Here is a 25,556-nt window from a genome sequence, read left to right as displayed (position 1 = left end):
CTCAACGTCCAGATGTCTCATTTTCGATGTACTTGTAATAAAGCACTACACCAGATCTGAGACATCGACAACTATGTTAACCAACAACTGGGCGTATCTAGCCGGTCTGTTGGTTAATACAGCCTCCGAATCATGCAAACGGAATAATCCGTGCTAGCAAGATTTATTCCTGTTACTCACGTAGTGTGAGTATGGATGAACCGCGCTCTGAACTCCAGGCCAATGCCGAGGAGCGAACTAAAGCGCCAGATTTCGATGCGCTGACCTCGCCAAAGGAGCTTGTCCGTGGGGAGCGGACGCGAGACGACTTCTTTGACGCTGTGCTTGGGCTCAGCACTCCAGCGACCGCCAGCGAAGTTGCTGACCTCGCAGGCCACGGCGTTGACGCTGCGAGAGAGTACCTTGAGTGGTTCGGACAGATGGGTATTGTGAAGCAGGTTACCGAGTCGCCGGCCACGTACGTACGCAACCAGTCATACTTGAACTGGCGGCGGGTCCAGATGCTCCAAGATGAATACTCAACGGCGGAGCTCCTTAACTTCTTGAAAGACGAAGCAGCACGGGCAGAGGAGTTGTCCGAGGAGTTCGATGTCGCGTCGCCGGAAGCGGTCTCTCTCTCAAAGCACGCATCGACTACTGATCAATCGATAGAGGATGTTTGGGAGGCCGTTTCTGCGTGGAAGACCGCTCGCCACCGGGTTGAGCTCCTCGAACGGGCACTAGCAACCGAGTCGGGTGACGCTGCTGATCAGCGAACGGCGGTATGACAGGGTGGGATGAGAGTAGTGGGTCCCATTCAGTTTCAGGTGCCCCAGTTGATTTTGACCGGTTGGACGTCATTCGAGATAGATTTGCTACCGACGAGCGGTTCACGCAGATAGTCGACCGACCTGAATTCGCCCCTGAGCGGCTGGTCTGTGTGTACGATACGCGGTTTTACCCCCCGAGTGTTCAAAATGCTCGAGTAGAGATTGTCTGGTTCGAGAACGGGGACTTCTCGCTCCATTACCACGAGGATCACGTTGAGGGGACGTTCGATCATCGGTGGGACCGGCACCCGTCGGAGCACAACGCTCGCGACCACATCCATCCCGGTCCAGATGCACCGACACCTGGAGATGATTCACCGCATCCCAGCGATTGGCGCGATGTCCTCTCAATGGCTCTTGTCGAGATTGAAGCCAGGCAGCGTGCATTCTGGGAAGGCTGATTGAAACCTCACGTTTACAGTACAAACGAGTAGATTGCCTTGATAGTCTCGCTTAGGTGGAAAAGTGAGGGTGTCTCTTGAAAACAAAATTAGATTCCAACTCTCCACAAGAATCCGACCAATGGAACCTAATACTTGAAATACTACTACAATTAATCAACTTCTGGTTATTTAGTGAACGCGTGTGCGTCATGAAGGCAGTTACAGGCGGACCGACTTTCAAAATCGTACAGTCCATCAGTATGTTCATTGTTGGGGGTGGTTAAATCTGGACCATGACGAGTCTCGACGACTCCGACCTCCCTCCAGAAACGGTTGAAGAAAATAGTCGGACGTGGAAACGGACCAACGCTCTTGTGAAGTACATTGTTGGTGAGTCAGAGAACTGCTCGGACGATCTCTTTCAGTGCCTCCCGACCCGGTTTGCGGAGGATTCGTCGTCGAAGCTGGAACGGTCTGAGATACGCTGTCAGTTTGTCCTTTGAGACGCCTCGATGCGGCGAGAGCCACGCGTCGCGGGCGCGACGCGTGGCTCTCGCACGTGTTCACGTGCGCGTCTCCATCGACGTACTCGCCGTCACCGTGGATTACTGATTCTCGGTGGAAGCTCTCGTCATCGTCGAGTGGATCGTAGGCTCGAAATCCGTCAGTATAGACGGTCAGCGACTCCTTCTCGTGGTTGTCGAGCAGGAGTCGCACGGTCGCTTCGTCGGCGGATTTCGCTGGCACGACGTATCGCTGACCGGTGCCGCGATCGACGAGCGTGAATACTGGCGGTTTGTCACCCTCATATGTTTCTCGTCCGCATTTCGAGAGGGCACGCGAGCGCGACTCTCGGTCGCGCTCGCGGCCTTTCCTCCCGGCAGAGACGTAGAACTCGTCGATTTCGACCGGGCCAACGAGAGAGATGGCTGGCGCGTCGAGCGTTCTGGCGAACTGCTCGACGCGCCGGCGAAGCGAGCGATACGAAACGTCGAGTTCAGCGTCTAACTGGCGGATGCTCGTGTTGAACCGGAGGAACGCGTAGAACGCGAACAAGAGCTTGTCGAGGCCGATCTTCGCGTGCGCGAAGATCGTGCCGGTCTTGTCGTTGAACGTGCGGTCGCAATCCTTACAGAGATACCGCTGATACTCTCGATAGCTGCCGTGTTTGATCACGGACTCAGACCGGCAGCGCGGGCAACAGAGGCCCTCGCGCCAGCGAACCTGCACCAGCAGGTTCGCGGCGCTCGCCTCCGAGCTTAGCAGTTCGAACGGGAACATTGCATTCGGGTGACGCTGCCGCGTCACCCTTGCCCGCTACGCTTTCACAGCGCCAGCACTACCCGACCAACAATCTGCTTCCGAAGAGCGGAAGGGGAAAATAGGACGGAGTTTTTCGCTTCATTAGCCGAGGTATTCAAATTTTGACTATGTTCACTCAAGCGACAACTGATGAGGTCCACTCAGCATTAGCTACATCTACGGTGTCAGAGAATCAATCTCGTTGAGTGCTTCCGTCGCAACATCCCCCAGTTCCCCGGCCTCAATATGTGAGTACCGCTCTCGAACCATCTCCTCTGAATTGTCCAGGCACCGGGCAGCCACGGTGTACCCAAACGCGCGGACGAGTACCTCCCCCATCCCGCGTCGACCACCGTGCGGAGCAAGATAATCGTGTTTCGGATGGTTGATATCGATCTCTGCGGTCTCCGAGAGCCGTTGGAGAATCGACCGTGCGCCGTCCGTCGTAATCGACGGCGGCCGAATGTCCTCATCGAGCGCCAGCAGCAGGTCGCGAGCGTACTCTGCACGGCGCTCAGTGATTACTTCTGGGCGTTCTCCTCGTTCGGCTAGCTCTTCCTCGACGAGTTCTGCGAGCGTCCGTTGGTCGAACGTCGGAAACACGGGCCAGCGCTCCGTCGGTGGGTCCATCAGCTGGCGGTAGCTCCGGAGCGGAGAAATCACTGGATCGGGGAGACTCGCGGCGTCCCACTGCTGTTTCTTCCGGTAGACGTCCATACTGCCGTCGTCGAGGGAGAGGTCCTCCCAGCGGACGCCGCGCCGGCGCGGGTCGTTCGGATCGCGGAGGAGTTCGCCGACGCGGACAGCTGTGTATGCGAGGACGAATACCAGAGACCGGTCACGAGCCGCCTTCAGCGCCGCGTAGCGTCCTCGCTGCTTGTCGAGGGGGTCACTCCGGAAGTGTCGTGTACGCCTCGACGGCGTCGCGGGCCCGTTCGTCGACGTGGCGGGTGAGGGCGTGGCGCTGTTCAGACGTCCAGGCCTGCTGATCACCCGGCTTCCGCCCGTCGTCTTCGGGGAGCGGCGCCATCGCACTCGCCCGCTGAGCGTAGTGTGCTTCGAGATACCCCTCGTTGACACACCAGCCACACCACGCCGAGATGTACGCGTAGTAGGTCTGGACCGTGTTCTGCTTGAGTCCGCGGTCACCAGAAAGGTGCCGGGCGTACTCCCGGAAGACTCGCTCGTCGAGGTCCTCGAAGGTCGGCTCGCGGTCGACGTCTTCGGGAGTGATCCCAGTCCACTCCTCGTCGCCGCGGTCGCCAGCGGCCCATTCGGCGAACCGTTCGAGTTCGCGGGCGGCGTTGCGGCGATAGTTCCCGCCCTCGCCGTCGCGACCCTTGCCCTTGTCCTGGAGGTAGCGATCGAACGACGCCGAGAGTGCGGTCAACGGCGTCCGTTCCGTCGGTGTATTCCGGTTCATAGTGCTTTCTTGATGTGTCGAACGTAGTCAGTCACACGGACAGACGCCGCCTTCCCGAATCTGGCTTACTGTGAACCCATGGACGGCGTTAGCGAGATCAGTCATTGTGTCCGCCTGTTCTTGGGTTGGACGTCCACCACCGTAATAACTCTCTGTCCGGTTCTCACTGTAGAGGTCCCTCATCGCCTCGGCAGTCTCCCGCTCAAACAGCCCGATCTCGTGGGCTCGTTCGTAGCTAAACTGGTGACCCTGAAGGTTCTGGAGCGTATCGTTCGTCATCGCGACCGCGTACGCCTCGATCGACCGTTCGATCGCACCGAAACAGACCTCGATGACGGCCGTGTAGTACCCGTCTTGGGACTGGAGGGTGTCGACGACTTCGAGGAGGCGACACGCTTTCGTCAGCTGTGTCTTCCAGTCTTCGTCGCACTGATCCCGTCTTCGAACGCTGGGCGACCCCGTCCATCCATCTCGAAGGCATCCTGTGCGCGATCGAGTGCTCCGAGCACAGCAGACGGATCCGAGCCGTTACTCATCGGTAGTTCTCTCCTCTAAGAGGAGGTTTTCGACGGTTTCGAAGTCACTCGTCTTGTAGACTGGAATGCTCGAAACGACGATCTCCCGGATGTCGTCGGTGTGAGTCGGGATCGCCTGGACGGCCTCGACGTCGATATCGTAGGCGTATCGGTCGCCGTCGAATTTCCAGTCTACGAGGTCACGGGCAATGGTTTACGAGGTCGGCATCGATGAGCAACCGAACAGGGCATTACCTACCTGAATCGAGTGACACACAAAACGAGGTCTGGAGTATATCCCGCTGCCAAAGAGGAGCGCGACGACGTCCGGATCATCAAGCCGGTAGACGAGGCCCGGGAACTGTTCCGGTTCGTATTCAACGTGTTCGAGGCCCAGCCCGATTGCGATCGCACACAGATTGAGCGTGTGGCCGAAGTCGCCACTTGAGACGATATTCTGGATTTCGATCTCTGGAGTGGTGACGTCATCGTCGGAATCCCTCCGACCCCAAAACAGACGGGCGATCCGTTGAAAGTGGGAATCGCTCGGGAACGTCACGAGACGATTCGAACAAGTGAACGAACACCAGCCTTGTCTCAGCATCACCGACGAGATTGACACGCTCATCCAGCAGCGCGGAAATGGTGATCTCTCAGCGGAGATGCGAGATTCATCTCGAGGATCGGCCAGTCGCCAGTTGTAGCGTCAACCTCCGAGAAATTGCTCGACTGATTCGGGATTACGGCTGTCCGGATCCAGAAGAGGTTAAATACTGTAACGATTCCAGCGGTATGACAACGAGCATCGGCCAAATCAAGCACTCGACGGTGAAAACTTCGGTGACGGTGCTGAACGACACAGTGCCACATTAGGGACGAGCTCTCTGGAAAATGTATCACTGGATAGGATCGTACCCAGTTTATGTTTAGCTCGTCTGCAGTAACTCGAATACATCGGTTAGTGTATCTACAGAGTCAGAGATATCAAACCTATTATAGACAGTTTCGCTCCCGTTCTCTGCTATTTTCTTTCTCTTTTCGGGATTGTCGAGGAGTTCTTGTATCGCGGATGCCAGCTCTTCCGGTTCTTTTTGCGGTACTAGAAGTCCATCGAGACCGTTTGTGATGAGTTCTGGAATGGCAGAGACTGTCGTCGAGACACACGCAGTTTCTGATGCCATCGCTTCCTTGAGAACAACCGGCATTGCGTCCCGATCACCATCTTCAGCAATAACGGAGGGTAGTACGAAGACGGACGCTTCACTCAGTTCTTTTTTGAGTCGTTCGTCTGTGACGTGACCCAAAAATTTAACATGTTCTTTTATCTCATATTGTTCCACCTGTTGCTGTAATTGATTCTTCATATTCCCCTTACCAACGATATGATATTCGACATCGTATCCCTGCTCAACGAGATTATTCACCGCCTCAATACCGTAGGGGTACCCCTTCTTTTCAACTAACCGAGCAACAGTTAACAGTCGGTTCTCGACGGTTTTCGCTGAAGGATCAAACTTCTCAATCTGCGTCGTTGCCGGAACAACTGTTATCTCGTTCTCAATTCCGATCGCTTCTAGGAGATAGTCTCGATTGTATTCAGACGGAACAATCACGTGATCCATACTGTCGCAGATGTACCTTATCTGGGGGACATTCGGAGAGCTGTATATCTCGAACGCATGGGCGGTAACCGTACACGGTATATCGTGATTTCGAGCAGCGAGCATCGCTCCGATTCTGGTAGGGCTCGCAAAGTGGGCATTAACGACATCTACGTCGAAATCGAGTGATTCGATGAACTGAGTACATTGTTTGCCTAGGAGCAAGTTGTCGCCGACCCGTTTCGGCGAGAAATGCTTAAAAAATCCATTTGACACATTGTTTAGGATCATCTGGACAGGTTCCTTTGAAAGTAGTTGTGGGAAATCCGTGTAAGAAAAATGTGGGGAATCCATGAAAGAGGCGTCTGCGTAGTAGATGGGAACGTCGATATCTTGGTATTCCTCGTGAGTAATGTTTTCTCCAGGGTTGTTCAATGCGAAGACTGCAATATTATATCCTCGATTGGAGAGTTCGATGATTTCGTTCAGAATGAAACTCTCAGAGAGCTTTGGAAAGAAGTTAAGATAGTACAGAACTCCGGATTGTTCCATAACACATACCTCGTCTGGAATTACTAAAAATGTCTGTATTCGGTAGATTTCGAAAACCACCGCTCAACTCTGTACTCACCCTTCCGAACAGCGTATACCGGAATGGGACTGGTTGTGGTGCTTCAATATTTGGCCTCGGGTGACGATGTCATCAATCTACCGACTACTGTCACGCGGTTTTCTACTTAGCTAAAGACGAATGGCCGTTTAGACTTTGTTCACCAGCTACCTGCGTGACGACTTCCTAGCAGCTTTCTCGCTGTGGGAAAGCCGTATACTCGGGGAAAGGAACAAGGAGTGTGAGGGATTGCTAGTGAGTAACACCACTGACGATTCGAAAAGACTTAGAGATGCGATTTAGTATACGCTCCAACATGAACAAAAAACAAGCTTTTGATCGATTTACTACTTTTGAAACAGCTAACTCGGCGTTTTCTAAATCGTATAATGGTGTGTATTATTGGGATCGGATTCGCTGTCAAGTGTTTTCAGAAGTATTAGAAAAGACAGGGATATGGTCAACTAACAGGTACGATTTTGACCCACAAAGAAAAAATCTAGATATAATTGCGGATAGAGTTACGCAGGGGGTCAACTCACTCCGCTCATTAATAGATAGTCCACTCTTTACTGGTGATCGAGATATATTATTTGCAGCTGCGACCACATCCCGTCGCGAGTTTATTAATGGATCCTATTGGGATGTGTTAGTTGATCCTCTTGCTGACGACATGGAATATTCATATACAAGTCTTGAAAATAAATCAGGAATACGAAATGAATGTGATGATAATATATGGACTCAGGATACGACGGCTACTGACCAGATTCAATTTATTTCAGATATATCTCAAATAATAGGGCCTAACATAACGTTCCAGGATGATGGGGAGAATGATATTGTGTTACTTGAAGACAAAATTGAGGAGATATTTAATATAGATATAAATCTAGTTGGGCGCGTTGCGAACGAACTCACTCAGAGAAAATATACGAAACCCCTTTACGAACTACTCCTGGAGCGGATTGATCCAGAGATAGTGTTTATCCGTTATAATCCATCGAAATCAACACTCATCGAAGTATCCCAAGAGGTCGGAATTCCAGTTGTTGAATTACAACATGGAGTTGATTTCAATCACTCTCATTCGATCTCGTATGATACCCCAATCGAAGGAGAGGTGTGTTTTCCAGATGTCTATCTTTCTTGGGGCGAATACTGGTGTGACAAGCCCGACTTTCCAATCGACGACATTCGAGTTGTTGGTTGGCCATTCTTAGAATTTGTCTCAAAAGATTTCTCCTCCCAAGAGGCTGGGAATGGGATACTCTTTATTTCGCAACCCGATTGCGGTGAAGAGCTGAGCAAGATAGCGGTAGAAGTAGCTAAAACCACCGATTGGGAAATTATCTATAGGCTACACCCTAAGGAACGGACTGACTGGAAGTCGTTCTATCCGTGGTTGGAATCACAAAGCATCCATATCGATTCGGGTGAGAGAGCTCTCTACGACGTAATGAGTGACTGCTGGGCTCAAGTTGGAACCGAATCAACTGCGTTATATGAAGGACTCAAGTTTAATTTAAACACATTCATTTATGAAGACTTTGATGCAGAAACGCATCCGTGGTACGAGGTTGAGGGAATAGAAGTATTTGCCAACTCAGATGGATTGAATGAGTATCTTAGACAGCGAGTGTCCACAGATGTGGAGGCCGATTGGTTCTTCAAGTCAAATTCCATAGAGAATATACAACGAGAAATTGCAGAAATTATTTGATCGTAAAAAATATAGTGAATCATACGACGTATCATGGGTTAATGATATGAATGCCATACAATGGATCAAAAAACGATTGCGTTCGCCCAAGAAGGTGCCAAGCTATCTATATATGAGTGACCAGTCTCTCACTCAAATATCCCGCTTAGAGGCACATCGACGAAGAAATACGATAGAGTGTCAGATGCCCCTAATTCACAATTTTATAGATCATGAGGAGTTTGTGTTAGTTATTCTAGACGCCTGTCGATACGATGTGTTCAGCGAGATCTACGAAGACTATCTAACCGGCGAACTGGACCGAGTATGGGCATCGGGTAGGTGGACTGCACAATACTGTGAGCGAACTTGGACAAAAAGTTATGACTTGACGTATATCAGTAGCATCCCGGTTTTCTCGGATTTTTATTTTGACCTCCGGAATAAGAAATTTCGTCCTGGTAATCATATACAAAATATTGTGCATATGTGGGATCACGAATGGGATCCCTCATTGGGAACGACTCCGCCAGAAGAAGTGACAGATGAAGCTTTACGACACGCAAATGCTGAGAGGCCCACGCGTATTGTTGTCCATTACGCGCAACCACATGTTCCTTATATTGGTGATGAGACAATAGAAGCTTGGTCTTCCGACGAGGTGCCCTCTTATGAAGGAGTAGATGATATTCAGGACTTACTCAGGTTGGATAAAAAACGCCCGACACAAGTTGTTCTTGACAAGATAAGATCTGGCGAAGTTATTGATAAAGAATTGGAAAGAGCTTACCGAAGTAACTTACATTACGTGATGGAAGAAGTTGTTCGAATTGTCTACCGTGTTGACTGCCCGGTAGTTGTGACTGCGGACCACGGAGAACACCTGGGTGAGAAAGGATATTATTTACATGAAGAGGATTCAACAATTGTGAGGAAAATTCCCTGGCTTTCCGTTAACGATGATGAAATTGGCATATTGAATAATAAAAAGAGCCCGTCCGATCGGCACTCTACAAAAGAAAGCCTAGATGTATCCAATAAGGAGTTGGAAGAGCAACTGAAACATCTAGGTTACATGTAAAATCGACACAATATTATGTCGGTTAGTCCACACCCCATACACAATTGAAGGGCGTTGTTTAGACGCCTGAAATCAGCGGGTTGACCCCTCGATTGCGCGTTCGATGTTTCGCACCGCCGATTTCATGATAAGTTCTCGGAACTGACCGAACCACGTTCTCGCCCACAGCGTCTCACCGTACCGCTGCCGCAATCCGAAAAACACTGATTCAGCGTTTGAACGCTGGTTGTACGCCCGATCGTAGATCAACAAATTCCTCGCCCAACCCCGAAAACCGGAATCAGCGGTGTGATACTTTCAGAACGTAATTTCGTCCGAAGTGCTTCCCAGTCGTATCCTATATCCGCTGCCACAGCCGTCAGCTTCTCAAGATTCCGCACCAGCACCTGCCAGCCGACCTGTGTATCGTGCGGTTGTTTCATCGAACAGTGTATGTCTAGTATCGCACTCGTTTCACAATCGATGAGCAGCGTGGTCTTCACCGCTTCAAACGTGTAGTCTGTTCGTTTCGCGTAGTGCTGGCTAGCTTGGACACGATCCATTCCGGTTGCGTCGATCGCTTGAACATCACCGAGATCGTACATTTCAACCGATGCGTTGAGCATCGCTCGCCACCGCTTCATCGGAATCTCTTGCTTCCGCGCACAGATCGTGGAGAAGTGAGGAAGCGTCTCAACCGTTAAATCGAGTGGTTCTGCAACTCTCGGCATTTCTCGCAACACATCCATCAGCTTCCGGTAGTTGTGGTTGAGATACTCTTTGAACCCTTGAATGGCGAGAATTACCCAATCGGCATACCCCTTTTTTCCGGGTCGGTATGCCGGAGCTGGCTCACCAGCGACGGCTTTTTTGGCGAGCGATACAATCGTCTCTGCGAAGCGGGCTGTCTTGGTTTGCACACCCAATCCGTCCCGCTTCAGCTTCTAGTAAATTGGTACTTCTCCGAAATTTCTAGCTTGACGATACTAGTGGAACAACCCTCAGACAGACCGAGTCTAACCGTCTAAACAAGGCCCAATTGAAGTATATTGAAAATCGAAATGCAACAGAGTTCTGCTGGCATATTTAGGCGGGGTTCTACCGGTGACAACATTGCTGTCTCCGTTGTGAATGAAGAATTCATCAGTATGCAGGAAATATAAACCTGGCAACTAATATCTATAGAGGGTCCGATGGAATAACTCATTCAATTTCGTGAGACTAGCTAAGTGTAGCTTCAGGCTTAGACTCGCTAGCTTAAGCTCTCTGAGCGCGTGTCTCTCTGAATGGGACGAAAGACACACATCGTTGATCTCTCTGATGAGGAGCGGAGGGCGCTGGAGTGGTTCATTTAGACCGGTGAACGCAAAGCCGAGGATATCACACGCGCACGCATCCTCCTGAAAGCCGACGAGGGGCTCACAGATGCGGAGATCTGTGAGCACCTCGGCTGCTCGATTGGCACACCCTACAACGCACGCAAAAACTACTGCGAACGAGGACTCGCGGCGATTCATCGCCGCAAGCCCGACCGCCAGTATGACCGCAAACTCGATGGGAACGCGGAAGCCCACCTCATCAAACTCGCGTGCAGCGAACCGCCAGAGGGCCACTCACGCTGGACGCTCCACCTCCTTGCCGACGAACTCGTCACTCTCGACGAGATCGACTTCGAGTCGATCTCTCACGAAACCGTCCGACAGCGGTTAAAAAGACGCCTGAAACCGCATCTCTCCGGGTATTGGGAGATACCGCCTGAACAGGACGCTGACTTCGTTACCACATGGAGGATGTCCTCGACCTCTATCACGAACCATACGACGAAATCGCCCGGTCATCTGTTTTGACGAGTCCAGCAAGGCACTGCGTGGACACAAACGCGACCCGCTCCCGGGGCGACCGGGAGCGGTCGCTCGTGTCGATCACCGGTACGAACGCAACGGGAAACACCGACTCCACATCTCCACTGAGCCGTTGACCGGATGGGTAACCGTCGAAATCACCGAGAAGAGACGCACGACAGAGTGGGTCGATCGGATGGTCGAACTCGCAGACGTACACTACCCGGATGCGGACTGCATCCGGGTTGTGGTGGATCAGCTCAATACGCACAAGCCGGCTGGCTTCTATCAGTTCTTCCCGCCAGATCAGGCACAAGCCTACCTCGATCGCTTCGAGTTCCACTACACTCCGAAGCGTGGGAGCTGGCTGAACATGGCTGAAATCGAGATTGGTGTTCTCAAACGATAGTGTCTCGATCGGCGAAGCTATCACGCAGCGACACTCCGAGCGGAGATCGCTGCGTGGCAAAAGCGGGCAATGCAACCAATCGTCCGATTGACTGGCAGTTCACTACTGATGACGCTCGGATCAAGCTACGCCAGCTTTACCCGATCCCGATCGAGGCGAACTAGCGAGACAACGGTTGATGCTACACTAAGGACGTTGTACACTCGGTGTACGAGGCGCTCCGTTTGCTGGAGTGGGCTTTTTATTCATGACAGTTGACTGTTTATAAGCGCTATGGGCCCCTTCCTTCAGTGAGCACGTCAACCTGAGCTGAGTAGTTCACTATCTCCTTGTGGCATATCCGAGAAGATCATTCAAAAATAGCGTCAACATTCATTTTCACCAGACTGCGCATCTCTTTGATTTCCTTCTCGGTGGGTGTATTATCTTCTCCATTGCAACCAAGTCTCCGAGAAACAGAGGCTGTTATCTCATCCACGCGTGATTTCATTTCTTCACAGCGGTATATTGGATGTTCCAAGTCAAATTGTTCTTTAATAGCTTGGATCTTGAAAGTATTACCGTTGAAGTTTACCAGTGGGGTTCCTCCCAAAAGCGCAAAGATGCTTGGATGCCATCGGCCACCGAGATAAACCTCAGAGTTCCCGATAATTGACGCGGCAATTTTTGAGGTGTTGTTGAGTTTGACCAAGGGGTGCCCAGTTTCTTCTGAAACCTTAAGCATAAACTCTTCATCTGAATGGGCTGCCGCGGTAAGTATGATCCCAACGTCGGAAGTCTCATATTCAATTGACTGAATGACGTCGATGAAATTGGCAGCGACAGCATTAGTGTCGTGTCGACCGAATCCCGATCCTCCTCCAACGGTGATGTAGGGACGAGTGAAATCAAGCACTCGATTTGGCTCGTTTCTAGGGTACCAGATGCTAATCCCACCACAGTTATAAATCTCGTTCAATTTCTCCGCTGGTAGTATCTTATCAAAACACCATGCTGCATCTGCGCCTTGAACCACGTTGCCCTCTTTCACCTTCGACAGATAGTGATCCATTGAAAGTGGTTCCCGGAAGATAAGTGTATCTAATGTGGGATAAACCAGTTCAACCATCTGTTGAAGAGCAGGGTCATTCATCTGAAGTGTATGGTTGATTATGTGAGTGTCAGTATCGTACCTATTTTTTGCTAGGTACGCTAGGAATAATAGCATCTTGGCTTTCCTCCCGGGCCCGTGAATACTCCCTTCGCCGTTAATAACCACATCATCAACGTTCTCTATACTCCCAAAGAATCTATTAGCAAGGTCAGAGTTGGCAAACTTATCGGCTTTCACATCAAATTGTGCGGCAGTCATCGGTAAGAAATCAAAAATATCCATCAACGGTTTTGCACCATGATAATAAAGTCGATCAAGTACATTCCCCTCGCTATCGGGGACCTTTGCCCATTCTCTCAAAACGTATTGAATGTCCGGAACAGAAGGAAGCTTCAAATTCATTTCCTGATAGTACAGATTTTCTAAAAATATTGTGTCTTCAATAGTTGCTGAATTATTTATTAATCTCCTTAAAATTTTACTAGTCGCAAAACAACCCCAGTTTTGTCCGTCTGAAGTGTCCGATATGAAGAGGATGTTATTAGTCATTGTTTGGCTAATCCTTCCTTCATAATATCATGGATGTGCACTATACCCAAAAATTCGTTTTTAGAATCTGTTACAACAAGTTGCGTGATATTATACTCTTCAATCATTTCAAGCGCACGTATGGCAGGAGTGTCAGCGGACGCTGTGACCGGATCAATAGTCATCACGTCTTTAGCCGTAACATCATGCAAATCAGCTCCAGCCTCGATCAAGCGGCGTATATCTCCATCAGTTAATATACCCTGCACATGATTTTCATCATTCTGGACGACAGCAATCCCTTTTCCCCCTTCACTCACCTTGACAGCGGCTTGAGCTAATGTATCTGAGGGATGTGTTTGAGGTATCTGTTCATACATGAGATCCTCTATAGTAAGCAAGAGACGCTTTCCAATGGTTCCCCCAGGATGAAATTGACTGTACTCGTGTTTCCCGAACTCTTGGCTTGCCATTAACGCGTTAGCGATGCAGTCTCCAATGACCATCGTAACAGTCGCACTAGTCATCGGAACCAAATCCACGATAGCACCTTCCTCTTCCACTCTTGTATTGATATGATAGTCCGTTTGCTGGCCTAATTTTGAGCTTGGATCGGACGTTATTGCGATTGTTATCGCGTCAAATGAGTCGAGGAATTGAAGCAACTCAACCATCTCATCGGTGTTACCGCTATTCGAAATGAGGACGACAACATCGTTATCGGATAGCGCACCTAAGTCGCCGTGGAGAGCCTCGACAGGGTGGATAGTATGTGACGAGATCCCGATGCTGTTGAATGTCGATGAAATCTTCTTTCCAACATCCCCCGATTTACCAATGCCAGTGAAAATAACTCGACCATCTTCCTCGTCAATCACGTTCGCCACTCGCGTGATCTCATCGACGGTCTGACTATCTTGTAGTACTGCAAGTGAATTCTTTTGAATCGACAAAGTACGCTGAACGATATCGCTAACAGCAGTTTGATCCATCTCTGTCTGTTCACTAGTCATGCTTCACCGTTTCATCGATGGCCTTCCAACACTCAAGGTGCGGTTCGAACTCATCTAGGGGGAGCTGTGTCGCTGCGTCGCATTTAGCCGATGGTGGGTCAGGATGGACCTCAGCAAAAATACCGGCCACCCCAGCCCCGAGTGCGGACCGAGCCAGCGTCGGCGCAAATCGCCGGTCACCACCGCTAGCCTCACCTCGCGCCCCAGGTCGTTGAACAGAGTGTGTTGTGTCGAATACGACGGGCTTGCCGAACTCTTTCATAATGTCGAGATTTCGCATATCGACGACCAAGTTGTTGTACCCAAACGTCGTGCCACGTTCGCAGATCATGACTCGGTCATTTCCCGTTGACTCAATTTTATTGATGACATTGTCCATAGTATCCGCTGCGAGAAACTGCCCTTTCTTAACGTGGATTGGAAGTCCTGTCTCCCCGGCAGCGGTGAGCATATCGGTCTGCCGCGAGAGGAACGCAGGCACTTGCAGAAGGTCAACGACATCTGAAACCGGACTGGCCTGTTCGGGAACATGAAAGTCGGTTATGACAGGAAGGTCATAATCGTCTTTGACGCGCTGCAGTATTTCGAGTCCTCGTTCCATTCCCGGACCACGGTATGAACTGATCGACGAGCGGTTTGCTTTGTCAAATGAACTCTTGAAGATCAGATCGATCTCATGGCGCTCGGTAACGGCTTTCAGTTCTTGTGCCGTTTTCAGGACTTGCTCCTCTGATTCAATCACACACGGTCCAGCGATCAAAAAGAATGAGTCCTCGTTTGAGGCCGATATAGTATCACTGAGTTCCATCATTCCGTCCTTGGGTTATTTCCTTCTCAACTATTGGAATATCACTTTCCATGTTGACCTCTTTGGAGTCGTAGTCGGTTTCTACGGTTTGTATCTCGTGCCCATTTTCGAGCAGACGAAGTTGCTCTAAGTCTTCGGAAGATTCGAGCGTGGATTCCATCTCGATATAATTGAGTAGCAGTTCTGTCTCGAATCCGTACAGGCCAATGTGTTTATATGTTGCGCCTGTGTCTCCGCCAGACGGGATTTTCGACCGTGAAAAGTAGAGTGCTCTATCCTTTGCATCAACCACGACCTTCACTGTATTCTCGTCATTTAGAAGTTCCTCATTCTCGATGGGAGAGATTGGCGTAGCGACTTTGGGAGGATTATCACGTAGAGCGTTCACGATACCGTTGATGACGTGCGGGTCGATTAGCGGCTCGTCTCCCTGGATATTGATCGTATAGTCTGCACCGACTTTCTCTGCGACTTCTGCAACTCGATCTGTTCCAGTTGGGTGATCCGGGTCGGTCATCATTACGGTCCCGCCGACGTCCTCAACGGCCTCAACGATGCGTTCATCGTCTGTAGCCACGATGAGATCATCAAGTGACGTTGCGTTACTGGCACGCTCGTAAACGTGTTGGATCATTGGTTTCCCGGCGATCTCAACCAGTGGTTTACCAGGAAGTCTAGTGGATCCATAGCGAGCGGGAATAACGCCAAGAACCGTCTGCGTCGTGGTTTCTACATGCTTCAAGATGTCTCGAACGGCTCCCTCCCCCCCGCTATACTGGCTAATGTAGGAACACTCGCTTTTGACTACTGGTGCGGCGTTGGCTGGGCAACAACCTGTCCCGACAGCATTCATCGCCTCTAAGTCTGTTATATCGTCGCCAATATAGACAGTATCCTCAAGATCGAATCCAAGGCGAGACGCAATTGCCTCAACTTTCCCTTTTTTATCAGAGACACCTTGGTGGACCTCCTCTACACCGAGCTCTGCAGCGCGATGATCAACGGCCTGCGATTCCCGTGAAGTGATAATTACGAACTCGTGACCGTCTTTTTCCCTCCACTGAACAATTCCATACCCGTCCTTCACATCAAATGATTTGAATACTTCTCCATTTTGACCAACGTTGATTTTTGAGTCTGTGAGAACACCATCAACATCTGAAAAAACTAACTGAGCCATTCTAATCGTTCTTAGGCGAGCGAACAACTGAAAACATATAAGCTTTATTTTCACGTCAGCAAGTAATTTCAAACTCGCATGATAGTTGCCGAGACAGTATCCAAGCGTATCTAAAGAAGCGAAAACTCAGCAGTGAGAAAGCATGGTCTCGTTCATTCTTATCACTTGAACGTATACTCGATCTAGTGTCGCTTCAGTTCTGAATTGCTAGAATCAGTCGGGAAGCGTTGCATACTGTGAATATAGCCTTTCACGGCTGAAGCCGCACTAGCGTGTTCGACTACAACTGTTCCATGCTCGGATAATAAAGCTCCTGAAGAACTAGCCTTCGGAGGGTGTTAACGGTTAGTACCCGAAACTGAATCCGCTTTCTGACCTGCAGTGTAGTGATGAGATAGTAACACATAACCAACAGTATTATCAGATAAGTAACTTTTATTGACGGTTTCTTTGTCGGGTTAGAGACGACAGACATCAAAGTCAGAGATTATAGCAACCAGGTGCTACCCGATTTTAAATACTCCGAACACCACGTCCCATCCATGGGAAATCATCCGGATATAATTTGGATTACGATGGATATGGTTCGAGAGGATCATACATCTATCAATGACTACAGTCGGGAAACTACACCCAATTTAGAGTCTATCGTCTCTAATTCGGATGTAGTCAACTTTCCCAGATGCTACTCTACCCACATCAAAACGTTCGCCTCAGTCCCTTCTATGCTAACGGGTCTCTATCCATCTTGTCACGGGCTCGGAATGGGGAGTGGTTCTCCTGGGCAGGTACCCTCAGAAATGTTGACCGTACCCGATCTACTCGGAGATGAAGGGTATTATACACTCGGCGTTTCGAATGGGTGGGCTGGACCAGGAATCGGAATAGACGAGAGGTTCGACAAATTCGTACAGCCGAATAAGGAGAATTTGTACAAGAATCCCCAGATCCTACTCAAATATTTAACAAAGTTGCGTACGCAAGGTCCAGGAGTATCACTCGATATATCGGACCACAGTGAGCATATGGCCTACTTTAGAACTGAGATTGCAAAAAGAGAGCTGAAAGAAGCGTTTGGAAATAACAAGCCCGTTTTTTCATATATACATTATTTTGACACTCATGATCCGTTTTATCCACCGAAGTCTCTAGAAAACGAATTCACAGATACACCTGCTGAGGCATATGAAGCCGCGACAAAGCAGTACGAAAACTATTATGAGATCATGTACGATCTGTGGGACGAGGACTCCTATCAACCAAATTCAGAGATAAATCTGATTTTATCGATGTATGATTCGATTATAAAACATATGGATAGGAACATTTCTGAGTTGTTCGATTTTATAAAACAGGAATCGGAAGATGCGATCGTCGTAATTACTTCTGACCATGGTGTTCATTTAGGTGAGCAGGGCTTGATAGGTCACCGGTACGCATTACATGATGCTGCGATTCATGTTCCACTTATCGTTTCTGGGCTTCCGGAGATCGGAGAGTGTTCGGAATCCATTGTGCAACATATAGATATAATGCAGACGATATTATCAACAGTCAATGCCGATGTTTCACAATTCCAGGGGTACGATCTGAGACGTCAGGATCGGGAATATGCAATCAGTCAGTTATACAATCCAGACAGCTACGAAGAGCTAAGAGATAACCATCCTAAATCAAAAGTATGGTTTGATCCGCAGGCAAAGATGACTTCAGTAACAGGATCGGAGTATAAACTGGTCGACTGGCCCGAACGAGATAGGTTCTACAAACTTCCATATGAGAATGAGGACATTTCTGAAAGCGTTCCTGAAATATATTCAGACTATTGTGACCATCTTGAAAAGTGGATGAGTACGTATGGGCAGCCCTTTTCAGAAACACCTGATGAAACGGAGCTCTCCGAAGAAACAGAACGAGAGTTACAGGATCTAGGCTATCTCAATTAACTGTTCCATTTTAATAGCTATTCTTCTGTACTCTCGTAGTGGATGCGCTCGGTGCTGAAAGAATCTACGGACGTATCTTGCTGAGTTCAGGAAGCGTCGACAAGAACATAGAGTTCGACGTCATCAAGATCAACCCCCTCGTCGATTCATTCCTTGACGCCAATCCAAACATAGGTAGCTTCACAGTCGAAAGGCGACAGTGAACTACGTGGTATATTCGGAGCCCTCCAGGCGCGAATACGGGCCCTTCTGTTGACTCTGAAAGCGGACCGGTACGGCGGGATCGTCGTGGGAACCAGAAACAGAAGCGAGGTCGTCATCGTCTACACAGTCAAACACGGCGACGGATCAGCCGACTGTCACGCGATCGCGAATTTCTACAAACAACAGGTGCGGCAACTTGGCGAGCATCTCGCCACTTCAGAGGGTCTGACCACAAAGAACCAATGAGTCACTCGCCGAGCGTCTCAACGGGCAGAGATGTGATGTTCTGCTTGACAAGCGATCGTTTGACGCGATCAATCAATAACTGGTCGATTGAGACAATGGATCAGGTCCTCTGCGACTTCACGGGCACCGTTCTTCGATGAGAGTTGTGTTTCGATGGCACTTTGCTGTTGAGCAGCCAGTTCCTGCCGTTTCGACCCGTCGAGGAGGTCTCGAAGACATCGGTCGGTCCGGGTGAATACGTCGTCGACGACCGGGGTGATGTCCGTATCTCCTGCTCTGTACGTTTGGAGAACGTCATATATCGTACTGATGTCCTGCTCGTCAAGATTGCGCACTTGTGGCAGTTGTTCCCCGAGTATCGCACCGTCGAACGATCTACCGTTGATCCCGTCGTTCAGTCCTCGGTAGTTATGCCAGTGACTGTCGTTCTGTTCAGGGAGGAACACGACGGGGATGTCGTAAACCACGGCTTCGTAGGTTGACGTAAGCGATGCCGGACACAGTAAGAGTGCCGCCGAATCAAGCACTTTCAAATACTGGTCGTGTTCGAGAAAGGTGGTTTCGTACTGAGTTTCGACTCGGTCAAGGACCTCCTCGTTCCCGAGGACAAGCGGTTGGATGCCACGGTCAGCAAACGTTTCGAGTGTGTCCCGGAACTGTTCGAGCACTATCTCAGCGTACAACACGGCGTCGTCTACGGACACAGCCGGGTTGAGTTGCCCACACAGCGAAACGATGAGTCTGGGTGGCCCGTCGCCTTCGTGCCGATCGTCAACGATCGGTCCAACGACCTGGAGCGGTTCGAATAACTCCTTGCGGAGAGAGTCGGAGCGCTCGGAGGGGAACCCTTGCACGTAGGATCTATCCGCGACAGCGTGTGCGAGCAGCTCCAACTCCTGATGGTCGAACGATTCTGGGTCGATTGAATCGCTGTCGACTGTCGCAAGGGTCTCCTCGAATGAATCGTCGGTAGAGACATCCCAAAACCAGAATAAACTATCGATGAACCCGACGAGCGGTGGGTCGGAGTGAGAGGTGGCTTCTAGAACCGTCTGTGGCTCCATCCCGCTGAGCAAGACATCGATATCCAACTCTGTGAGGAGCTCCGTAACGGCGTGTTCGTCGTAATCGTACACCTCGGTATAGAGGTCCTGGTTGATCGATGCGAATTTATGAGCTATATTCCGCCCTAAAAAATAGGCCTCACTGTCAGGGATCAAGTTCAGCAACTCTTTCGTCACAGAGGTTGCCTTTGAGACAGGACCGAACCCAAATCCCTCCGCGCAGACAAGTACCTGCATCGTCTTTGTAATATAGTACTTATTATAAACCATTGACGATGGCGTGGAGTGTTAGTAACCACATCCTAAACCAGAATAGAGTTGGTTGAGTTTGGTGCGTGCGTCGTCGGTCGAAGGACTACGAATCAACAGTACTGGAAAGAAACGGCGGTAGAAACACAGCGTGGACCGTCGACGGGAAAGACCGTTATCATACAGCTGTGTCGTCGTACTCGTGGCCTCCGGTTGCATCACATTGAGAATAATCTCGGCTTCAAACGGTGAAAGGCCAAGTTCCCGGGGCGCTCCGATGGTTAACCGTGCTTCGACGTACTCGTAGGCGTACTCAAGAGCGATAGCAAGCCCGCCGAGACCATGTCGCTGGATGTAGACGTCAGTGTCTCCATCCTGATCACGGCAGGCAACAGCAGGGATAAGTGCCGGTGTGATTGTTTGGGTTTCGCCGCCCGTCGAGAAGGCGAGTGTGATCGATTCGGCGTCGTATTCGCACGGTCACTGCTCATGGGTCTTCTTCACTAACCCAGCGGTTTCGAGGTGCTGCACGTAGCCGTGGGCGATCCCGGGGAGTAGCATCGACGAGACGGCGAAGTCGACAGCGGAACTCGTCTACGAACTCGTTCAACAGTCCGAGTGGACACTCACACCGGCTGTCGCCTACCCGCTCGTCGTGGGTGTCCTCGACGACACGGGCTTCCTGCAGGCTGCTGGACCTGCACAAATCCGCGACGTCTGTGAACTCCTGCCCCACATCGGGGGGAGAGAGGCAGATATTGCAGAACTGTTCGACCCGAAGCCACAACCGGGCGAACGGGCGGCCCAACTCAAGGCCACCGCACGTGCCCGGTTCTATCAGGCCCGGGACGTAGCCGTCGGGGTCACGCACGTCGGTAGCTTCGAGACCGCTGCTGCACACGCGCTCCGCGGCGCAGGCGTCGACTGCGCGCTGGTCTGGTCAGATCAGGGAGACCACGTCCGTGTTGTCGGACGCTGCTCCGATGCGTTCGCCGCTCGACTCAGTCTCGGTTCCGAGTTGCTCCCCACCCTCGGCGAGGCGTACGGCGGCGGTGGCGGTGGTCACGACGGAGCAGCAGGCGCTCGATTGAACGCCGACCCCTCACAGACGGACGTCACGGCGTGCATCCGGCGCGTGGTCGAAGATGAACTGGGTGTGAAGTTCGCCACGCTGGGCGATTGACTCGCCTTCGTAGTTACTCACCCGGAAATAGGGTGCGCTGAAACGGTTCGGAATCAAGGAGCGTTTTGATCAGAGGATCCGGATGGATCGATTCGCCGGACGCGACGAGTTCCGTGAGGAACGCTCCGACAGCCTGGAACTCCGAAGCGTGGACCAGCCACTGTTCTCTGCGGTCCCCGGTGCAATACTGGCTCATCACGAGACAGACGGCCGTGAGCTGCTCACACTGTTCGATAGCTTGGTCGAACTGCTCGTGAACGACGAACTCAAGGATGTCTGCCGTGTTACGCTGGAATGGATCGAGTTCGGGAACGAGTCGCGCAATAGTGTTCATCCGATCGTATAGGGTGTGTGACAAGGTAAGCTTGAGTACAGGAACCACGACTCGTGAGTGTTCCCCGACCAGGCGTTCTGCCACAGCGTTACCTTGACGTCGTAGAGTACGAAGTAGTCACGGACCGTCTCACAGCGCGAGCCTTGAGAGGCTTCAGACCCTGCTGTCGACCCGATAATCGCGGGATGGCGTCACCGTCGAACACGCTCAACCGACATCGAACCTGTCGACCGCGGCGGGGTCGGTGACGCCCCCTCCTATCCGGGCCGTGTGCTTCGCTACGTCGTTGCTGCCTTTCGGCACTCGCTTCGTGAGCAGGCCTCGACCGAATACAACGGCGACATCGTATTCTTGGAGGATACCAGAGTCACCTTCGAGGGGCGTCTGCTGTTGTTCGGTTCTGACGATGACTTACCGTTGTGGTCGATAGACCCCCCTGTAGCATCGCTCTACCTGGTTGTCACTTACAGCGCTATTTTTGTTATGTGTCTATGCTATTGAATTTTTAACATGCATGTTGTAACTGAATACCGTTGGTATATATTACACGCACTAAGCACGTTCTAAAAATTGAGATGATCAATGTTCACATCATTTTATACGATTCGACCAATTCAAATCTCGATTCCCCGACAATATCTTCATCCGGATGCTATCATCAACCGTAGTCTCTCTCGAACGTTTACGCTAGCCTTGGTGAATAGATGAGCCGTCACAGAGGTAGTTCCGACTGCAATTAGTACTATCAGCCTGATTTAGTGTTCTTTAGTCCCGTAACTCTCTACAAACAAAACTGTCAACCACCTCCGACACCAGAACTTGTGGCTCGAGAAAGCTGTTTACTGACTCCAGAAGCAAGACAGACTTGAGGCGGTTCCGGCGACTACAGTCGAGAATGCATGTTCACGTGGGGGTTGACATATTTTTTCACAGGTCAAACAAAGACACTGCAGTTTGATCAAACTGTTTACCAGGACAGATTTTTGTCAACCTAATACTAATTGAGCATGATGCCAAGACGTCCTGGAACCTCCCACTCCATTGTCGCGCTCCTTGCCATAATCTCTGGATCGTACCTGACGGATTTAGTCAAGTTGTATGTGAATGCCCAAGATATCCTCAGAGCAATCAACAATATCTCAGTCCTACTTGTGCAACAATCGCTCGTCGGCATAACACCGGAAAAACTATCATTCGCCATCGTAGCCAGTACTGTTGCAATTTCTTCTTCCATTTGGGGGGTGGGCATATCACCTCAAGATAATCAGGTGATGACTACAATCTATCATCCGGTATTAGTTGAATTTATTATAGATCTCAAACAATACAACCATGTCTGTTGAAATCACTCGACTCGTCTGCATTATTTGAGACAGATGATGGTTGTGGTAAGAGACGGTCACTCTGAGCAATCATCTGCTCTATGGACATGTACACGCTCTGTTTGATAGTGTGTGACCGAGTGGATTCAGTAACTTCAGCAGTGCTTCTCCAGGCCTCTGTTGAAGGATTCTCAGATAGTCGTTTGTCACACAAATTTAATAATACACTAGTGTATCCGATTCTATGTGACTCGTATTCATCATAGTAAGCCTCGAGTGGGATGGGCTCTTGCAGGGGTCCCCGTCATCATCTCAATGCTACAGGCGATATCGTCACTAGGAGGAAGTACATCATTGCGTTGGGTTCCGGGTCTCGGGGGGTTCTTCGATGTGTATGCCTCGATTCAGGTCATTTTCTATGCGGCGCAACTGTTCTACGAACAGCCCGCACTCGTCTCTGGCTTGTTCATCCTCATCGCCATTGCGTGGGTAGTCCAAGGTGGACTTATGTTCTCGCGTCTACAGAAGGAGCCTTACGCGCGTCCGACTGCAGCAGGGGCGGTCATCTTAACTGGTGTCCTGTATTTATTCCTGTTCATTGGGCTCTGGTGAATCGCCATACTGCGGTTGATTTGGCTATGTTGCGGCACGCTTGATGTTATGAACGACACATTTCAAGACGAGTTCACGGAATTCACGGAACCACGTTCGCGCTCGCACGGCGTCGCCGTGCGTGCGCTTGATCGACGAGAAGACGGTCTCACACATCGATATTTGACGGTATCGAGGCCCATCGACCCGCGCGTTATGCGCGTGGTCGATGGGTCGGAAGATGCGATGTTTAATCAGCGGTCTCACGCCTTCTTCGCGTAGTTTTTCGCGTAACTGCATCCAGTCGTAGCCTTTGTCGGCGGCGAGGCTGTGCAGGTCGCCTGCGTTGCGGGAGGCGACCTGCCAGCCGAGTTGTGTGTCGTGAGTTTTCTCGGTCGTACAATGAACGTCGAGAACAGCTTGGGTTTGAGTATCGACGAGAGCCGTCGCTTTGAGTGTCTGAACGCGGTAATTCGTGCGGCGGCAGTAGTGCTTGCTAGCGTTTTCGCGGTCGAAAAACGTGGCATCAATGGCGGCGTGACCCGAGAGGTCGTGCAGTTGCGCCGACAGGCGCAGCAGCACTCGCCAGACCTTCATCTGAAACCTATCAAATGCCTTAACGAGCGTCGAGTGATCTGGGAGATCGCCCTCTTCGAGGCCGATCTCGGCGAGAATATGCGGCATTTCGCTCAGCAGATCGAGTGCGTTGCGGTACGACTCACCGAGGTAAATCCGCAGACAGTGCAGCGATACAAGGGCGTAGTCGGCGAAGCCGCCACCCCCTTCGGGGGCGGCGACTTCGCCTCGGTCACCAACAACATTTTTAGCCAACGTGACCGCTTTGCTCGTGAAGCGGGAGATTTTCGACATAGGCATCGACAGTCTTCCGCTTCAACTCCTTTGAATTAACGAACGAACCCACCGCCGTCTAGTGATTCACCAGAGCCTTTCGGACAGGTCGCCGGCGAAGTATTCCCCCGCCGCACGGAGAAGAGTGCTTGCGACGGCATCTGGCGTCCGTGCCTCGTCTTCGACTGGGATGTCTGGGTAGTCAGGAGACAGCAGGGCTGGTGTGAAGTCGAACTGCTCGCAGCCCCATCCGGCGATGGTGAGCGACCATTCTGTCCCGACGACCACGTTTCGAGTAATGCCGTGAAGTGAGTGGACATTCGTGAGCCCCTCACTCAGCCGCTGGGTGCAGTCGACGGGGTCGTGGTTCCCGGGTACCGCGAGTACTGGAACTCCCTGCTCATCGAGACGCTCGAGGAATGCCCGGCCCCGTTTTTCGTAGGCTTCGCCGGCCGACACGGACTTGGCATGCTCGCGGTTCTCGTCGACCACGTCACCCAGAGACAGCACGAGGTCGTGTGTTTCGACCGGGAGGTCTACAACCGGATATTGCGCTCCTGTCGCCCGGAGGTGTAGATCGGAGATGACCAGTAAGTCAACGGTAGGGCCCTCGACACGACAGATGGGTTTAGATTCAGTCATCTGCCTGCAGGGCGTTCTCAGCGGTGGTTCGATCCGGGAATCGTTCGCCGCAGGCCAGATAGTCGACCAACCTGTCGGTCGCTAACGGGCGGTAGTCGAGTAGCTCGACCGAGAAATTGACACGTCGGCTATCGTGGTCGACGAAAGGGAATTGGTCCGGCCAGTTGTTGTGGTGGTGGCCGTGAAGCAGCCACCCATTCCAGTTCGAGGGGCCGTCTGCTGGGTCGTGGATGGCATAGAACGGAACTCCGCGGTGCTCAAACCGAAACTCTTCAACGAACTGGACCCGGTCCAGTTCTTCTAGTACAGTGCCATCGTGGTTGCCCAGCAGAAAGACAATCTCGCCGTTGAGTTCGTTGAGCCAGTCCAGCAGAGCCGCAGCTGACGTACGAATAGTCAAATCGCCACCGTACAGCACTTCGTCATTTGAGTCGATAATGGAATTCCAGTGTTCGACCAGCGTCTCGTTCATCTCCTCGACTGAGTTGAACGGTCGGTCACAGTAATTGATGATGTTGTCGTGGTCAAGGTGAAGATCGGAGATGAGGTAGTCCATTATATCTCGGTTGTCAAGTTTTCACTCGTAGTATTTGTCCAATACTGTTCCATCATCAGTGTATCTGAATACTACTTATGTAGGGGACAAGTT

20 protein-coding genes and 7 pseudogenes are annotated in these 25,556 nt (G+C 51.0%); 10 read left to right on the top strand and 17 right to left on the bottom strand.

Going from position 1 to position 25,556, the window contains the following annotated elements; genetic code table 11:
- The first annotated feature begins 191 nt into the window (after positions 1 to 191).
- Together E4P24_RS16425 and E4P24_RS16420 are read left to right on the top strand one after the other, a co-directional pair.
- Positions 192 to 767 carry a hypothetical protein gene (locus E4P24_RS16425; protein WP_115883627.1) on the top strand — a complete coding sequence of 192 codons (576 nt, stop codon included), beginning with the start codon at positions 192 to 194 and terminating at the stop codon, positions 765 to 767.
- The gene (locus E4P24_RS16420; protein ID WP_049913505.1) at positions 764 to 1,210 is read left to right on the top strand and encodes a hypothetical protein; all 447 of its coding nucleotides are present in this window, start codon (positions 764 to 766) and stop codon (positions 1,208 to 1,210) included. Before E4P24_RS16425 ends, E4P24_RS16420 begins: the two co-directional genes overlap by 4 nt.
- A gap of 377 nt (positions 1,211 to 1,587) precedes the next feature.
- On the opposite strand, the pseudogene E4P24_RS16415 reads toward E4P24_RS16420, so the two are convergent.
- The 6 genes and pseudogenes from E4P24_RS16415 to E4P24_RS16395 all read right to left on the bottom strand — a co-directional run bounded on the left by E4P24_RS16415 (position 1,588) and on the right by E4P24_RS16395 (position 6,585).
- Positions 1,588 to 2,473: pseudogene (locus E4P24_RS16415) on the bottom strand (IS1595 family transposase).
- A gap of 198 nt (positions 2,474 to 2,671) precedes the next feature.
- Positions 2,672 to 3,917 (bottom strand): annotated as a pseudogene (locus tag E4P24_RS16410) (tyrosine-type recombinase/integrase).
- 27 nt (positions 3,918 to 3,944) lie between these two features.
- Positions 3,945 to 4,453: pseudogene (locus tag E4P24_RS19375) on the bottom strand (DNA-binding protein).
- A pseudogene (locus E4P24_RS19370) lies at positions 4,446 to 4,643 on the bottom strand (nucleotidyltransferase domain-containing protein); the annotation flags it as partial. The pseudogenes E4P24_RS19375 and E4P24_RS19370, both read right to left, overlap by 8 nt.
- Positions 4,644 to 4,730: 87 nt before the next feature.
- A pseudogene (locus E4P24_RS19085) lies at positions 4,731 to 4,925 on the bottom strand (TATA-box-binding protein); the annotation flags it as partial.
- Positions 4,926 to 5,358: 433 nt separating this feature from the next.
- Positions 5,359 to 6,585, bottom strand: coding sequence for a glycosyltransferase family 4 protein (locus tag E4P24_RS16395; protein WP_188148815.1), 1,227 nt, complete (start codon positions 6,583 to 6,585; stop codon positions 5,359 to 5,361).
- Between the two features lie 374 nt (positions 6,586 to 6,959).
- Here E4P24_RS16395 and E4P24_RS16390 point away from each other — a divergent pair, with 374 nt between their 5' ends.
- The gene (locus E4P24_RS16390; RefSeq protein ID WP_188148814.1) at positions 6,960 to 8,366 is read left to right on the top strand and encodes a hypothetical protein; all 1,407 of its coding nucleotides are present in this window, start codon (positions 6,960 to 6,962) and stop codon (positions 8,364 to 8,366) included.
- A gap of 46 nt (positions 8,367 to 8,412) precedes the next feature.
- Positions 8,413 to 9,426, top strand: a complete 1,014-nt coding sequence (locus E4P24_RS16385; protein WP_345776377.1) for a sulfatase-like hydrolase/transferase — start codon at positions 8,413 to 8,415, stop codon at positions 9,424 to 9,426.
- Between the two features lie 72 nt (positions 9,427 to 9,498).
- Here E4P24_RS16385 and E4P24_RS16380 read toward each other — a convergent pair.
- Positions 9,499 to 10,346 (bottom strand): annotated as a pseudogene (locus tag E4P24_RS16380) (IS5 family transposase).
- Between the two features lie 438 nt (positions 10,347 to 10,784).
- Here E4P24_RS16380 and E4P24_RS19465 point away from each other — a divergent pair.
- Together E4P24_RS19465 and E4P24_RS19460 are read left to right on the top strand one after the other, a co-directional pair.
- On the top strand, positions 10,785 to 11,252 hold the full coding sequence (locus E4P24_RS19465) for a helix-turn-helix domain-containing protein (protein WP_394354815.1): 468 nt from the start codon (positions 10,785 to 10,787) through the stop codon (positions 11,250 to 11,252).
- Positions 11,134 to 11,655: a transposase gene (locus E4P24_RS19460; protein ID WP_394354814.1), complete on the top strand. Its 522-nt coding sequence runs from the start codon at positions 11,134 to 11,136 to the stop codon at positions 11,653 to 11,655. Before E4P24_RS19465 ends, E4P24_RS19460 begins: the two co-directional genes overlap by 119 nt.
- 349 nt (positions 11,656 to 12,004) lie before the next feature.
- Here E4P24_RS19460 and E4P24_RS16370 read toward each other — a convergent pair whose 3' ends face one another.
- The 4 genes from E4P24_RS16370 to kdsB are packed head-to-tail and all read right to left on the bottom strand — an operon-like array spanning position 12,005 to position 16,277.
- Positions 12,005 to 13,297, bottom strand: a complete 1,293-nt coding sequence (locus E4P24_RS16370) for a polysaccharide pyruvyl transferase family protein (protein WP_188148812.1) — start codon at positions 13,295 to 13,297, stop codon at positions 12,005 to 12,007.
- Complete coding sequence (locus tag E4P24_RS16365) at positions 13,294 to 14,289, bottom strand: SIS domain-containing protein (RefSeq protein WP_188148811.1); 996 nt, start codon at positions 14,287 to 14,289, stop codon at positions 13,294 to 13,296. Before E4P24_RS16365 ends, E4P24_RS16370 begins: the two co-directional genes overlap by 4 nt.
- A complete protein-coding gene (kdsA, locus tag E4P24_RS16360) occupies positions 14,282 to 15,097 on the bottom strand; it encodes a 3-deoxy-8-phosphooctulonate synthase (RefSeq protein ID WP_223174072.1) in 816 nt (271 codons plus the stop codon). The genes E4P24_RS16365 and kdsA overlap by 8 nt, the downstream gene beginning before the upstream one ends.
- Positions 15,084 to 16,277 (bottom strand): 3-deoxy-manno-octulosonate cytidylyltransferase, encoded by a 1,194-nt coding sequence (kdsB, locus tag E4P24_RS16355; RefSeq protein ID WP_223174071.1) that lies wholly within the window; start codon positions 16,275 to 16,277, stop codon positions 15,084 to 15,086. Before kdsB ends, kdsA begins: the two co-directional genes overlap by 14 nt.
- Before the next feature lie 542 nt (positions 16,278 to 16,819).
- Here kdsB and E4P24_RS16350 point away from each other — a divergent pair.
- From E4P24_RS16350 to E4P24_RS19455, 3 genes are read left to right on the top strand one after another with little or no spacing between them, the layout of a single operon-like run.
- On the top strand, positions 16,820 to 18,223 hold the full coding sequence (locus E4P24_RS16350; RefSeq protein WP_188148809.1) for a sulfatase-like hydrolase/transferase: 1,404 nt from the start codon (positions 16,820 to 16,822) through the stop codon (positions 18,221 to 18,223).
- 38 nt (positions 18,224 to 18,261) lie between these two features.
- Complete coding sequence (locus E4P24_RS16345; protein ID WP_188148808.1) at positions 18,262 to 18,426, top strand: hypothetical protein; 165 nt, start codon at positions 18,262 to 18,264, stop codon at positions 18,424 to 18,426.
- Positions 18,427 to 18,436: 10 nt separating this feature from the next.
- A complete protein-coding gene (locus E4P24_RS19455; protein ID WP_367996105.1) occupies positions 18,437 to 18,673 on the top strand; it encodes a hypothetical protein in 237 nt (78 codons plus the stop codon).
- A 68-nt stretch (positions 18,674 to 18,741) separates the two neighbouring features.
- Here E4P24_RS19455 and E4P24_RS16335 read toward each other — a convergent pair whose 3' ends face one another.
- Both E4P24_RS16335 and E4P24_RS19450 read right to left on the bottom strand, forming a co-directional pair.
- Entirely contained in the window at positions 18,742 to 19,974 is a 1,233-nt protein-coding gene (locus E4P24_RS16335; RefSeq protein WP_188148806.1) for a hypothetical protein, read from the bottom strand.
- 213 nt (positions 19,975 to 20,187) lie between these two features.
- Positions 20,188 to 20,547 (bottom strand): annotated as a pseudogene (locus E4P24_RS19450) (ArsR family transcriptional regulator); the annotation flags it as partial.
- A 94-nt stretch (positions 20,548 to 20,641) separates the two neighbouring features.
- Here E4P24_RS19450 and E4P24_RS16330 point away from each other — a divergent pair.
- Positions 20,642 to 21,169, top strand: coding sequence for a DHHA1 domain-containing protein (locus E4P24_RS16330; RefSeq protein ID WP_188148805.1), 528 nt, complete (start codon positions 20,642 to 20,644; stop codon positions 21,167 to 21,169).
- 13 nt (positions 21,170 to 21,182) lie between these two features.
- Here the strand turns inward: E4P24_RS16330 and E4P24_RS16325 are convergent, their stop codons facing one another.
- From E4P24_RS16325 to E4P24_RS16310, 4 genes are all read right to left on the bottom strand, one after another.
- Positions 21,183 to 21,503, bottom strand: a complete 321-nt coding sequence (locus tag E4P24_RS16325; RefSeq protein WP_188148804.1) for a hypothetical protein — start codon at positions 21,501 to 21,503, stop codon at positions 21,183 to 21,185.
- 1,958 nt (positions 21,504 to 23,461) lie between these two features.
- A complete protein-coding gene (locus E4P24_RS16320; protein WP_188148803.1) occupies positions 23,462 to 24,286 on the bottom strand; it encodes an IS5 family transposase in 825 nt (274 codons plus the stop codon).
- 66 nt (positions 24,287 to 24,352) lie between these two features.
- Complete coding sequence (locus E4P24_RS16315; RefSeq protein ID WP_188148802.1) at positions 24,353 to 24,907, bottom strand: metallophosphoesterase; 555 nt, start codon at positions 24,905 to 24,907, stop codon at positions 24,353 to 24,355.
- Positions 24,900 to 25,463, bottom strand: coding sequence for a metallophosphoesterase (locus E4P24_RS16310; protein WP_188148801.1), 564 nt, complete (start codon positions 25,461 to 25,463; stop codon positions 24,900 to 24,902). Before E4P24_RS16310 ends, E4P24_RS16315 begins: the two co-directional genes overlap by 8 nt.
- Between the last annotated feature and the right edge of the window lie 93 nt (positions 25,464 to 25,556).

It is taken from the genome of Haloferax sp. AS1 (genome assembly GCF_014530665.1).
Classification (GTDB): Archaea; Halobacteriota; Halobacteria; order Halobacteriales; family Haloferacaceae; genus Haloferax; species Haloferax volcanii.
The sequence above is the reverse complement of the archived record's forward strand: the minus strand, read 5'-3'. Positions and strand labels throughout refer to the sequence as shown.